Below are 13,721 nucleotides of genomic sequence, written 5' to 3' on the forward strand. Positions count from 1 at the left end.
TCAAGACTATAATACACTAAAATATCTTGCCTCAGGATGAGAAAATACCATAGCCGTTACGGATGCTTCTGGCTCCATCATGAATCCTTCTGTTAATGAAATACCTATTTCCTCTGGATGAATTAAGCGAAATAGCTTTTCTTGATCTGCAAGTTCTGGACACGCTGGATAACCAAATGACACACGTATTCCTCTATATTTCGTACGGAAACGTTCTTCCATCGTCAGTTCAGGTGAGTCCGGAATGCCCCAGCGATCACGAATGAGCATATGTGTTTTTTCAGCAAGTCCTTCTGCTAATTCAAGCGCTAACGATTGAATGGCATGACTACGTAAGTAATCACCTTTCCCCTTCCACTCTTCAGCAATGTCCCGAACTCCTTCCCCAACCGTAACAGATAAGAAAGCAACATAGTCCATCTCATCTCCAATTGGGCGCAAATAATCACTTAAAGTACGATAGGGGGCCTTTCCTTGTCTAGGGAATGTGAAACGCTCTATAACACGCGTATGATCTTCTGGATCATATATTACAATGTTTTGTCCGTCGCTTTGCGCTGGGAAAAATTGATACACTGCTTTCGGCTTTAACCAAGATTGTCCTTCCTGCAATAATTCATCTATTAAATCATTTAATTCATGCGCTCTCTTATCTCCCTCTTTCAAAAGCTTCTTCACATTTCCTTTTAATCCAAGGTGATGCCCAAGTAGCATTTGTCTATTTAAAAATGGGGCGAGATGAAGGGCCGGAATATCGCGTAATACAATTCGTTTTGTTGAATCAGGCACGATAACTTCAGCCTTCGGTAATAGCTCAATTACTGCTGGAATTTCTACTTTCTTCTCCTCTTTTTTTACGATATGAAGATGACGTTCTTTTTTATCCTGTTTCATCTTCTCACGCTCTTCTTCTTTTTGAAGCTTATTAATAATATCGAGCCCCGTCATCGCATCACTCGCATAACAAACGAGCCCTTTATATGATGGTGAAATCCGATTATCTGTAAACTTTCTCGTTAACGCTGCACCACCTACAACAATGGGCACATCAATATTTGCTGCTTTTAAATCTTCAGCAGTCGTTACCATTTGTTGCGCTGATTTTACTAATAAACCTGAAAGACCTATAATGTCTGGCTTCTTTTCTTGTACTTCTTGAACAATTCGATCCGAACGTACATTAATTCCTAAATTAATAATCTCATATCCGTTATTCGCTAAAATAATTTCAACGAGATTTTTCCCAATATCATGCACGTCACCTTTTACAGTTGCTAATAACACTTTCCCTTTTTTCGCACTATCACTAGATTCCATATGTGGCTCTAAATAGCTTACAGCGGCTTTCATACTTTCGGCACTTTGCAATACTTCAGCAACAATAAGTTCATTATTATTAAATAGTCGTCCTACCTCGTCCATCCCTGTCATAAGCGGACCGTTAATAATATCAAGAGGTTTTCTTCCTTCTTCAAGTGCAAGACTTAAATCCTCGTGTAATCCTTGTTTCGTACCTTCTACAATATAATTTGCTAGTCTTTCATCAAGCGTTAACGTTTCTTGCACAACGACATCTTTCTTTTTAGCAACTCGGTAAAAATTTGTAAATTCTTCCAATGTCTCTTTCGTCGTTTCAAACAGTAATGCATCTGCAAGTCGTTTTTCTTCCTCTGGAATCGACGCATAGCGTTCTAATTTTTCCGTATTCACAATCGCGTAATCTAATCCTGCTTTCGTAGCATGGTATAAAAAAACTGAATTTAATACTTCACGTCCAGCCGGTGGTAAACCAAATGATATGTTACTTACACCTAAAATCGTTAAACACTCTGGTAACGCTTCTTTAATAAGGCGAATTCCTTCTATAGTCGCTGCCGCTGAACCAATATATTCTTCATCACCTGTCCCTACTGGAAACACAAGTGCATCAAAAATAATATCTGACGGGCGTATCCCATACTTCTTTGTAAGTAATTCATAGCTTCTTTTCGCAATTTCTATCTTTCGTTCCGCACTAACCGCCATACCGTCTTCATCAATTGTTCCTACAACTATAGCGGCACCATACTTCTGAAGAAGCGGTGTCACTTTTTTAAATCGTTCTTCTCCATCTTCTAAATTAATTGAATTAATAACAGCTTTTCCTTGAATATAAGTAAGAGCTCGCTCCATCACATTTTCATCTGTTGAATCAATCATAATCGGTACTTTTAAAACTTTCGTAACTTCTGCTAAGAAGTTTTCCATATCTTCTATTTCATCGCGATCAGGATCTGCCATACAAATGTCAATAATATGAGCATTTTTCTTCACTTGCGCTCTTGCCACTTCAGCAGCCTCTTCAAATTTCCCTTCTGCTACTAATCGTTTAAATTTACGTGACCCAATAACATTCGTTCTTTCACCCACAAATAACGGTCTCATAGACTCATCATATTGCAGTGCTTCTAATCCACTAACTCCATGCCCTTCTCTCTCATGATGGTCACGAGGCTTAAGAGGTGCTAGCGCGGATTTCATTGCTTTTATATGTTCTGGTGTCGTGCCACAACAACCACCAATAATATTAACCCATCCTTCTTCAGCAAATCGCTTCACCTTTTCAGCAAGAGAAGATGGAGATTCATGGTAATGTCCATCTTCATCAGGAAGACCTGCATTTGGATAACAAGAAATGTAACACTCCGATAAATCAGATAGTGAACGAATATGGTCCCTCATAAACTCCGGACCAGTCGCACAGTTTAACCCAACAGATAATGGTTTCATATGTTCTACTGATAAATAAAAAGCTTCAATTGTTTGCCCAGCCAGAGTCGTTCCCATTGGCTCAATCGTTCCTGAAATCATAATAGGAACCGTTTTTTTCAGTTCTTCAAATGCAGCTTGAATTCCAATATAAGCTGCTTTCACGTTACGCATATCTTGACTCGTCTCAACGAGTAATACATCAACTTCTCCTTTTAATAATCCTCGTGCTTGCCTTGTATAAGCCTCAATCAATTCTTCAAAAGTCACACCACCAGTAACACTAATTGCTTTCGTTGTTGGTCCCATCGCTCCCGCAACATATACTTCCTTCCCGCTTTCTTTAACAGCTTGCTTCGCCAAAAGTGCTGCCTTTTCATTTAGTTCTTCATCTAAATGAGACAGCTCATAATCACTTAGTACAATATTCGTTGCCCCAAATGTATTTGTTTCAATAATATCCGCTCCAGCTTCAATATAAGTTTTATGAATCTTTAAAATAACGTCTGGTCTTGTTTCTACTAAATATTCATTACAGCCCTCGTACTCTTCCCCTCCGAAATCTTCAGCAGTTAAATCCTCTTGCTGAATCATTGTCCCCATTGCACCATCTAATATTAAAATGCTATTTTTTAATTTTTCTTCTATACACTTCATCAATTAATACCTTCTTTCACTTCTTGCTTTTCTCTTACATATTTAACAAGATGTTCTGTAATTTCATACTTTAAAAATGGTGTAATAAGATAAATACCATTAAAATATTTCATCGCTGCGTCAATCAATTCTTGTGAAATGCGAATCCCTTCCTCAATTGCTGCCTCTTTCGTTTCATGTCCATCCATTCTCTCTCTTATTTCTTCAGGAAGAGTAATACCCGGCACCTCAAAATGAAGAAAATCTGCATTCCGCTTACTTACTAACGGCATAATTCCAATAAAAATAGGTTGTTCCAAATGCTTTGTCGCTTCATACACTTCTTCAATTAACTTGATATCATAAATTGGCTGAGTTAAAAAATACTCCGCTCCAGCATCTATTTTTCGTTCCATCCGCTTAACCGCTGCTTTTAAGTGCCTTACATGAGGATTAAATGCGCCGCCTACAGAAAACCTTGTCGCCGGTCCAATTGATTTCCCTAAAATTGAACGTCCACCGTTCATTTCTTTAATCATTTTAATAAGCTCAATAGAGGATAAATCATATACAGAAGTGGCACCGGGAAAATCACCAACGCGCGCTGGATCACCAGTTAAAGCTAACACTTCTTCCATCCCTAACGCCGATAAACCTAACAAATGAGATTGTAGTCCAATGACGTTATGATCTCTACACGTTAAATGCGTCAATACCGGGATATCATGCTTCGTTAATAACGCACCCATTGCCATATTAGAAACACGAGGTGATGCTAATGAATTATCTGCTAGAGTAATAGCATCTGCTCCCGCTCTTTTTAACGCTCTTGCTCCTTCAAAAAAACGCTGTGTATCTAACGTTTTCGGTGGATCTAATTCCACTACAACTGTCGTTTGTTTTTTCGCTTTCTCTGCTAGAGTGACGTGAGCCTTCGAGCGTTTCTCATGCGTATGAACGACTTTCGGCCTTTGAATCGTGTCTTTTTCTATTACAGGGGTAATATTCGCAACAGCGCGCTTCATACTTTGAATATGTTCTGGAGTCGTACCACAACAACCACCCAATAACCGAATACCTTGCTCAATAAATCTCGGTGTCATCGCTTCGAAATAAGCTGGGCTTCCCTCATATACGTAACGTCCCTCCACATAATTCGGGAGACCTGCATTTGGGTATGCTGATAAATAGCCATTTTGCGGAATCGATATCATTTTGAAAGCTTCCGTCATATGAAGCGGCCCTAGTTGACAATTCAATCCAACAACATTTGCACCGTAATCTATAAGTTGCTTTAATATTTCATTGACATCATTTCCATTTTGAGTCGTACCTGCTTCATGTAACGCTAATTGAGCAACAATTGGAATATTCGTTTGCTTACGCAATACTTTAACGGCATGAAGTAATTCAAATTCATCGTAAAAAGTTTCTAATAGTAATCCATCAACCTGTTCTTCTAGTAAAGCCTCCGCCTGTTCAAGTAACATAAACTCTCTTTCCATATCAGTCGTTGTAACAGCTCCGATATGTTTCATACCACCGATTGTTCCTAAAATTGCATTTTTATCTGCCACAGATGCTTTCGCCAGTTTTACTGCCGCTCTATTAATTTCTGTAACTTGATTTTCTAAACCATACATACGTAATTTCGCCTCATTTGCTCCATACGTATTCGTTTGAATTACATCTGCTCCAGCAGCTACATATTGTTTATGAATTGATATAATTAAGTCTGGATCAGATACATTCAATTCTTCAAAACTACTTTGCAAACCATGTGAATGCAATAACGTCCCAACCGCACCATCACCTATTACAATTCCTTTTGATAATAAATCTAGTAATTTCACGAATCTCCCTCATTTCTATCAATATAAAAAACCCCTCTTCACTTTGAAGAGGGGGACATAATCGTTCCTCCTCTTATTATGCAAAACATTCGTTTTGCAGGTATTAGCACCGTTTCAAACATTTCGTTTGAAGGTTGCCGGGTTTCACAGGGCCTTTCCCTCCACCGCTCTCAATAAGAGTTGTCTTTATTATTTTATTTATGTAGCTAAAAGGAAATGTGTTCCCCTTTTAACAATGTTTGTTAATTTTTTATAAATTTAGCATGCACAAAAGTAAAAGTCAATGACAATTGCGGAAAAATAAAAATTATTTAAAATAAAGTTGCAATTCAATTATCTTTTGTTGTAAAGTTAAAAACATAATAAAAATTTCATACGAACATTCTTATCTAGAGAGGTAGAGGGACTGGCCCTGTGACGCCTCAGCAACCATTAACATTTTGTTAATAAGGTGCTAATTCCAGCAAATTGTGAAAGATTTGACAGATGAGAAGAAGACTCTATTCAAACCGAAAGCCTTCTTCTTAGAAGGCTTTTTTTATTTTATATTCACTTAATGTTTCAATTTAAAAAGGAGGAATTTTCACATGTCAACAATCGAAACAAAACTAGCACAAATCGGAAATCGCAGTGAAACTAAAACTGGAACGGTTAATCCACCAGTTTATTTCTCAACCGCTTATCGTCACGAAGAAATTGGTAAATCTACTGGCTTTGACTATTCACGAACTGGCAATCCAACTCGCGGTCTTTTAGAACGGGCGATCGCAGACTTAGAATATGGCGAACAAGGTTATGCCTGTAGTTCAGGGATGGCGGCTGTTCTCCTCGTCCTTTCTCTATTCCGCTCTGGAGACGAACTTATTGTATCTGAAGATTTATACGGGGGAACGTATCGATTATTTTCTGAGCATGAAAAAAAGTGGAATGTTCGATGTAGATACGTAAATACACAGTCTATTAAACAAATTGAGCAAGCTATCACAACTGAAGTGAAGGCTATTTTCATAGAAACTCCAACTAATCCATTAATGCAAGTTACTGATATTGCTGCTGTCGCAACTGTAGCGAAAAGGCACGGACTACTTCTTATTGTAGACAACACATTCTACACACCTTATATACAGCAACCATTAACAGAAGGTGCTGACATTGTACTTCATAGCGCAACGAAATATTTAGGGGGACATAACGATGTACTAAGCGGGCTTGTCGTTGCAAAAGGAAAGGAACTTTGCGAGGAAATCGCTCATTATCATAATGCATCAGGTGCAGTTTTAAGTCCATTTGACTCATGGTTATTAATTCGCGGTATGAAAACGTTAGCGCTTCGCATGAGACAACACGAAGAAAATGCGAAAGCAGTTGTTGCGTATTTAAACGATGAAGACGGGGTAACAGATGTATTTTATCCAGGAAGAGGCGGCATGATTTCATTCCGCCTTAAAGATGAAGCTTGGATTAATCCATTCTTACAGTCTTTATCCTTAATTACATTTGCCGAAAGTCTTGGTGGTGTAGAAAGTTTAATGACTTATCCAGCAACGCAAACACATGCTGATATTCCTGAAGAAATTAGAACAGCAAACGGCGTATGTAATCGTCTTCTTCGATTCTCAGTTGGCATTGAAAATAGTAACGATTTAATTCAAGACTTAAAGCAAGCTATTAAACTCGTAAAAGAAGGTGTAAGAATATGAGCTATTCTATAGATACACTCTTACTACACAACCAATATAAACATGACTCGCAAACAGGCGCTGTGAACGTTCCTATTTATAACACATCAACTTTTCACCAGTTTGATGTAGATACGTTCGGAAAATATGACTATAGCAGGTCAGGAAACCCAACTCGTGAAGCTCTTGAAGATATCATTGCTTTATTAGAAGGCGGAACAAAAGGATTCGCCTTTGCATCAGGCATTGCAGCGATTTCCACTGCATTCCTCCTTCTTTCACAAGGTGATCACGTACTCATTTCTGAAGATGTATACGGAGGCACTTACCGAGTGATAACTGAGGTACTCTCCCGTTACGGTGTTTCACATACATTTGTTGATATGACCAATTTAGAAGAAATAAAACAAAACATTAAACCAAATACAAAGCTCTTTTATGTAGAAACACCTTCTAACCCACTTTTAAAAGTGACAGATATTCGCGAGGTTTCTAAACTCGCAAAGTCTATTGGCGCTCTTACTTTTGTTGATAATACATTTTTGACACCACTATTCCAAAAACCATTTGAACTTGGAGCTGATGTCGTTCTTCATAGTGCTACAAAATTTATTGCTGGTCATAGTGATGTTACTGCCGGATTAGCAGTAGTAAAAGATGCAGAACTCGCTCAAAAGCTTGGATTTTTACAAAATGCATTCGGTGCTATTTTAGGGCCTCAAGATTGTTCTCTCGTACTTCGCGGTCTAAAAACATTACATGTACGCCTCGAGCATTCAGCTAAAAATGCCAATAAAATTGCACATTATTTACAAGAGCACGCTAAAGTACAAAATGTCTATTATCCGGGATTACAAACACATCTCGGATTTGATATTCAACAATCTCAAGCAACATCAGCTGGCGCGGTCTTGTCGTTTACTTTGCAGTCTGAAGATGCACTCCGCCAATTTTTATCAAAAGTAAAATTACCTGTTTTTGCAGTTAGTTTAGGAGCTGTAGAGTCTATTCTTTCTTATCCAGCAAAAATGTCACATGCAGCACTGTCGCAAGAAGCTCGTGATGAAAGAGGAATCTCTAATTCATTACTTCGGTTATCAGTCGGTCTTGAAAATGTTAACGATTTAATATCCGATTTTGAAAATGCCCTTTCTTATGTAGAAGAACCTATAAATGCATAGAGAAAAAAGAAGATATGAGATTAGGTTTTCATATCTTCTTTTTATGCGGTTTAGTTATATTCATTTGAATTTCTTCTTTTCTTATAGTCCATAAAAAAATAAAAGTATATCATCTATTTCTAAATAATGGATTAATTGATATATTAAGAAATGAACAGGGGTGAAAATAATGGTTACTTGTGCAGATATTTTAATCGTTATCGATTTACAAAATGGCGTATGTTATAGCGGAGAGCATTTATTTGATTTACAGAACTTACTAACAAAAGTAAATAAAAGAATTTCTTCATACAGAAAATTAAATAAACCAATCCTTTTTGTTCAACATTGTGATGATGATTTAGTACCCGAGAAAGAACTTTGGACTATTCATACCGATCTAGATGTTCAAGAACAAGATTTTTTTGTAAGAAAAACACATGCAAATTCATTTTATAAAACAAACTTAAAAGAAATTTTAGATCAATTATCTGTAAATCGCATTGAATTTTGTGGTGCCCAAACAGAGTACTGTATGGATGCTACGATTAAGTTTGCCCACGGGCTGGGATACGAAAACTTTATGGAACAGAAAACAACCTCTACGTTGAATAATCCTTTTATGTCCGCAAAAGAGACAATTGATTTTTACGAGAACATATGGAATCACAGATTTTTAACGTTGCTAAAAGATGAATTTTAGAATAAATGACTACTGACTTGATTATCCTAAGATTTATCAGCCGTAATCAAATATTTCATTATCACCATAAAGAAGCGAATTACATTCAGCTTCTTTTCTTTTAACCTGTTTTATATTCTATATATATCATTATAATTCCTTTGTCATATTATTTTAAAAATTTAGTATATTCATTTGAAAGAATAAGAAAATCATGATAAAATTGTGTTACAAATATATTTATATCTTTCAATTTTTAAAACGCATCGAAATTTTCACCCAAAAATGTCATTTTACAAAAACGTGCTAATTTACCTATTTTATTTACATCAGGGTCTCTTTTCTTACAATTTCTTTACTTTAGGACTTTTTTTCTGCAACAACTATTTTCTTTTCTTTAAATTTTTGGTATGTATAGTATGGTATAATAGCTCACACGGAGGTGGAAAAGAACATGTTAGAAACCTTTCAAAAAGAATTAGAACTATATGAAAGTAATGCAGAATTATTAAAAGTGCTAGCTCATCCTGTTCGTTTATGTATCGTAAAAGGATTAATCGAGCGCGGTCCAAGCAACGTTTCTACAATGTATACTGGATTAAACATGCCACAATCTACAATTTCACAGCATTTAGCAAAATTAAAAAGCGCTAAAATCGTTTCTAGTGAAAGAAAAGGATTAGAAATTTATTACAAAGTAGAGAACGAAACAATAATTCAACTCGTTCGCGTATTATTAGGTTAGGGACTAATAATCGCAGAAAAAGAACGTATTCTATATTTTTTATCTCATATCTTTAATATAAATATATATCATGAGAGGAAATATATAATACTACATAAGTCGTATTAAAAAACAAGACACAGTATATACTGTGTCTTGTTTTTTATATTGTTACATACCGATCCAAATGTAAATGTTGCATATCTTTTGTATGTATAACAACATCAAACGAACTCCCTACTCCTCCATTTAAAATCATAGAACGAACTGCTCGATTTTGTTTTTGCGTTTCAGAAAAAGGATTCATATCTTGATGGCTCGTAAGCTGTTCTAATATCCCTGCAGCTAACAAGAACTCAGATTGTTTCTTATGCCATACTGCACTCATTCCTTGCATACTAAACATCTCCTTTAGCTCGTCCCAATGAATATGAGTAGTAAGATCCATTTCACCTGGATGAGCTAGTGGATTACGTATTAGCTTGTGCTGATAATACCCTCGCAAACTTCCTTCACGGTGTGCTGGATGCATCCATTCTTCTTTTGTGTATCCGTAATCAACTGTAATACATATACCTCTTTGAAACCATTTCGCAATTTCTTTTATATAATCCTCCATCACAATTGGTACTTCAAAACGTTGCCCTTCAGCAATATGAATATTATATTTCAATAAATAGCGACCAATTCTTTTATCTAACGGCCTACATACTTCCGAAAGGTTTCCTTCCTCTGTATATGTAATACGCACTTCATACAACATACCATTTCTTTTCTCAATTATTTCAACAGGAAATGCATCAAACAACTCATTCGAAAAAAGAATTCCCTCGAAAGAATCTCCCATTTCACTATAAGAGGTATAGTACGATACATTAGAAAATGAGCCAAGGTGCTCCTGCTGTAATTTTCTATGAAAAGGGCTCACTTCAATCATTGAATAGTTTAAATCAATAAAGGTTTTTGGAGATAATTGCTTCCATTCTTGTAAAACATCATAGGCAAACTTCCCTGTTCCTCCACCAATTTCACAAATATTCGGAGCAACTTCACCATTTTCAACAAGACGAATAAAAAGTTTAGCAAAAGTTTTTGCAAACACAGAGGATACGTTGCTACTTGTAAAAAAATCACCTTGTCTTCCAATCTTTTCACGTTCTTTCATATAATATCCATGACCTTCTGTATACAATACAAGGTTCATATACGTACTATATGAAATTGAATAATCCTTTTCTTTCCCCATCCATTCTCTTAAAATGAGCTCCATTCCCATAATGACTCCTTATTGTAAAAACGGATTATTTTCTTTTTCAAAGCCAATGCTTGTTTCTGGACCATGTCCACATAGCACCGCTGTTTCATCTGGTAATACAAATAATTTCTCTTCAATACTTCCAATTAATTCAGCGAAACTTCCACCAGGTAAATCTGTTCTTCCAATGCTCATTTGGAACAATACATCTCCTGAGAATACAGCATTCGCCTCTTTACTATAATAAGAAATACTTCCTGGAGAATGTCCTGGTGTCTCAAAAATTTCAAAATTAAATGATCCAATTGTTAATGTACCTTCTGCATCAATAATATGATCCGCCGGTTTTGCTGTAATACTGCGGTTCATCATAAAAATTTGAGAGCCGTTTACAGTTGCATCTCCTAACCAATCTGCTTCTTCTTTATGTACGTACACAGGAATATGAAAAGCGTCTCTTACCGCATCAACAGCACCGATATGATCAAAATGAGCATGTGTTAATAAAACAGCCAATGGTTTTAATTGTTCTTCTTGTAAATATGTAACGAGCTTTTCACCTTCATGACCAGGGTCAAAGATAATGCACTCTTTTTGATCGTTCATTAAAATATAAGCATTTGTTTGTAATGGGCCTAACGGCATTTGTATCCATTTCATATGAAAATCTCCTCCAGTTATTAAACTTACTTTTAATGATACAACATTTCTTTCTCTGAGGAAAAGAAAGGATGCTATCTCGACAATCATTTTTAAAACATGTACAATATAAAAGAGTAAATATTCCAAAAACTCATAATAAGAAATGGGTAGACAGAGGAGGATATTGTATGGGCCTTGTTATTATTTTTACACTTGTCACTCTGTTAGCTGTATTCGCTACGCTTAGAACACTTCGTGAAAAAAACTTTTTCGCAAGCGGCTTTGCAATTGCAACTGTACTCGTTTTCGGATGGTTTACGATCATGACTGTTCTATATAACGGGTATCCACCAGCAGCTTAATTCGTTTACACTTTATTCTTCATCGAGATTTCACACAAAAAGAGGAAGGGTTCCCCTTCCTCTTTTCATATTTCACAACTTATATCATCTTCGCTTCGTATTTGTGCTTTTTTACAAGCCAAGCTCCTCCGATAACACCTGCATCATTACCAAGTGTTGCAATAGCTAACTTCGTGCTCTTTACAGCACGTGAGAAAGCATATTGCTCGAAATAGCGTTGAATTGGTTCTAATAGCGCATCTCCAGCTTTAGACACGCCTCCACCAATAACAATTTTCTCTGGGTTCAACGTACTAGAAAGGTTCGCTACAGCTAATCCTAAATAAGAAGCTACTTTTTCTACTACTTCTCCTGCTAATTCATCACCTTGTCCAAGTGCTTCAAAGACATCTTTTGATGTAATACGTCCTTCTTCAGCTAACATAGAACGCAACATGCTCTCTTTATTAGTCTCTTGTATTTTTTGCATAGCAACACGTACAATACCTGTCGCAGATGCTACTGTTTCTAAGCAACCAGACTTCCCGCAATTACATGGGAAAGCATTTTCTGTAACTACTGTAATATGTCCAATCTCACCAGCAGCACCACTCACGCCGTGTACAATCTCACCATTGGCGATTACACCACCACCAACGCCCGTACCAAGTGTCATACAAATTAAATCTTTTGCACCTTCACCAGCACCTTTCCACATTTCACCAAGCGCTGCTAAGTTTGCATCATTATCAATAACAACAGGTAATCCTGTTTCTACTTCTAATAAATCTTTTAGTGGATAATTTTTCCACCCTAAATTAACCGCTTCATAAATCATTCCAGATGCCACATGTACAGGACCAGGAGCCCCCATACCAATACCAATTAACTTGCTCTTCAATTCGCCTAATTCTTCTAGCTTTTTATCAATTGCTTTCGCAACATCAAGTGTAATATGTTTTCCTTGCTCACCTGTATTCGTAGGGATTTCCCACTTATGTAAAATTTCACCGTATACATTAATAAATGCTAATTTAATCGTTGTACCACCAAGGTCAACACCAACTAACCATTTCTCTTCCATGTTGCTTACCTACCTTTATCTAATTCTTATTTAGCTCTTTTTGAATTTCTTGCTTCAATAAAAATAAAGCTGTTTGATAGTCTTGTGGATCGATTAGCTGTGATTGATTTAATTCACGCAATTCATCTTGCATTAATTGTAAATCTGCAATTCGATCTCCCGTATAAATAATCGTACCAAATTTCTTTAGCAATTGCTGAATATCATAAATAGATACCATTTCATCACCCTCTATACTCACTTACTATAAAAAATTATAATAAGAAAACGTTCACATATTTTATTATAATCAAGAAGAAAAAGTCTCGTCAATTTTTATTTGTCTATACAAGCTTATTTATAAGTATTGTTCCTTTTTCTGTAATAATTTTTTCTATGTTTTTATCAAATGGCTCTACCGGAATGTGTTTTACCATTTGAAAATCATACGCTAATGATAGCGTTTTCCCTTTATAATGCACGAGATAACGATCATAATAGCCACCGCCGTACCCAATTCGCTCTCCTCGTTCTGTATAAGCTACGCCCGGCACAATTTGAAGATCAATTTCATCCATATTCACTTCTTCCGTAAGCCCAGGAATCGGTTCACGTAAATTCATATACACCGTTTCTAATTGATCAAAATTATTAATTTGCCGGAAAGACATCGTTCTTGTTCCTTTATTACACTTAGGAACTACAACTTTCTTTCCTTCTTCCCAAGCTTTTTCGATAATAGGATATGTATTCACTTCATTTTCCATTGAAAGAGTAATTCCAATTGTTTTAGCTTCAACCCACTCTTTTTGCGCATACAACGAAAATGCAATCTGTTCTGATAAAGTTGTATACTGTTCTTCTGATAAAGAATTCATGTGTTCTATTATTTGTTTACGTAAACGTACTTTCTCTACTTTCACACACTCTCCCCCTTA

Annotated in this window: 12 protein-coding genes and 2 riboswitches; of the genes, 5 read left to right on the forward strand and 7 right to left on the reverse strand. The window is 36.3% G+C overall.

Annotated features, from left to right (window positions below; genetic code table 11):
* Positions 1 to 6 precede the first annotated feature (6 nt).
* Entirely contained in the window at positions 7 to 3,405 is a 3,399-nt protein-coding gene (metH, locus tag AXW78_RS20280; protein WP_000649690.1) for a methionine synthase, read from the reverse strand.
* On the reverse strand, positions 3,405 to 5,237 hold the full coding sequence (locus tag AXW78_RS20285; RefSeq protein ID WP_000770349.1) for a bifunctional homocysteine S-methyltransferase/methylenetetrahydrofolate reductase: 1,833 nt from the start codon (positions 5,235 to 5,237) through the stop codon (positions 3,405 to 3,407). Before AXW78_RS20285 ends, metH begins: the two co-directional genes overlap by 1 nt.
* A 70-nt stretch (positions 5,238 to 5,307) precedes the next feature.
* Positions 5,308 to 5,417, reverse strand: a riboswitch (SAM riboswitch).
* 202 nt (positions 5,418 to 5,619) lie between these two features.
* A riboswitch (SAM riboswitch) is annotated at positions 5,620 to 5,730 on the forward strand.
* Between the two features lie 94 nt (positions 5,731 to 5,824).
* Between AXW78_RS20285 and metI the strand changes: the two genes are divergently transcribed.
* From metI to AXW78_RS20305, 4 genes are all read left to right on the forward strand, one after another.
* Positions 5,825 to 6,937 (forward strand): cystathionine gamma-synthase/O-acetylhomoserine thiolyase, encoded by a 1,113-nt coding sequence (gene metI / locus AXW78_RS20290; RefSeq protein ID WP_061884578.1) that lies wholly within the window; start codon positions 5,825 to 5,827, stop codon positions 6,935 to 6,937.
* On the forward strand, positions 6,934 to 8,097 hold the full coding sequence (gene metC, locus AXW78_RS20295; protein WP_000122295.1) for a cystathionine beta-lyase: 1,164 nt from the start codon (positions 6,934 to 6,936) through the stop codon (positions 8,095 to 8,097). The genes metI and metC overlap by 4 nt, the downstream gene beginning before the upstream one ends.
* A 169-nt stretch (positions 8,098 to 8,266) precedes the next feature.
* Positions 8,267 to 8,779 (forward strand): cysteine hydrolase family protein, encoded by a 513-nt coding sequence (locus tag AXW78_RS20300; RefSeq protein WP_000255614.1) that lies wholly within the window; start codon positions 8,267 to 8,269, stop codon positions 8,777 to 8,779.
* Positions 8,780 to 9,212: 433 nt separating this feature from the next.
* Positions 9,213 to 9,503: an ArsR/SmtB family transcription factor gene (locus tag AXW78_RS20305; protein ID WP_000894377.1), complete on the forward strand. Its 291-nt coding sequence runs from the start codon at positions 9,213 to 9,215 to the stop codon at positions 9,501 to 9,503.
* A 142-nt stretch (positions 9,504 to 9,645) separates the two neighbouring features.
* Here the strand turns inward: AXW78_RS20305 and AXW78_RS20310 are convergent, their stop codons facing one another.
* Both AXW78_RS20310 and AXW78_RS20315 read right to left on the reverse strand, forming a co-directional pair.
* The gene (locus tag AXW78_RS20310; protein ID WP_000525138.1) at positions 9,646 to 10,758 is read right to left on the reverse strand and encodes a class I SAM-dependent methyltransferase; all 1,113 of its coding nucleotides are present in this window, start codon (positions 10,756 to 10,758) and stop codon (positions 9,646 to 9,648) included.
* A gap of 9 nt (positions 10,759 to 10,767) precedes the next feature.
* Entirely contained in the window at positions 10,768 to 11,397 is a 630-nt protein-coding gene (locus tag AXW78_RS20315; protein ID WP_000871225.1) for an MBL fold metallo-hydrolase, read from the reverse strand.
* A 170-nt stretch (positions 11,398 to 11,567) separates the two neighbouring features.
* On the opposite strand from AXW78_RS20315, the gene AXW78_RS32715 reads away from it, so the two are divergent.
* Positions 11,568 to 11,741, forward strand: a complete 174-nt coding sequence (locus AXW78_RS32715) for a DUF2759 domain-containing protein (protein ID WP_000524852.1) — start codon at positions 11,568 to 11,570, stop codon at positions 11,739 to 11,741.
* A 79-nt stretch (positions 11,742 to 11,820) separates the two neighbouring features.
* Here AXW78_RS32715 and glcK read toward each other — a convergent pair whose 3' ends face one another.
* The 3 genes from glcK to AXW78_RS20330 form a co-directional block, all read right to left on the reverse strand.
* Positions 11,821 to 12,804: a glucokinase gene (gene glcK, locus AXW78_RS20320; RefSeq protein WP_000391701.1), complete on the reverse strand. Its 984-nt coding sequence runs from the start codon at positions 12,802 to 12,804 to the stop codon at positions 11,821 to 11,823.
* A 19-nt stretch (positions 12,805 to 12,823) separates the two neighbouring features.
* Entirely contained in the window at positions 12,824 to 13,024 is a 201-nt protein-coding gene (locus tag AXW78_RS20325; protein ID WP_000253699.1) for a YqgQ family protein, read from the reverse strand.
* Between the two features lie 103 nt (positions 13,025 to 13,127).
* Positions 13,128 to 13,706 carry a 5-formyltetrahydrofolate cyclo-ligase gene (locus AXW78_RS20330; RefSeq protein ID WP_000861927.1) on the reverse strand — a complete coding sequence of 193 codons (579 nt, stop codon included), beginning with the start codon at positions 13,704 to 13,706 and terminating at the stop codon, positions 13,128 to 13,130.
* Positions 13,707 to 13,721: the final 15 nt, after the last annotated feature.

Origin of the sequence: Bacillus thuringiensis (assembly GCF_001595725.1) — a bacterium.
Classification (GTDB): domain Bacteria; phylum Bacillota; class Bacilli; order Bacillales; family Bacillaceae_G; genus Bacillus_A; species Bacillus_A thuringiensis_K.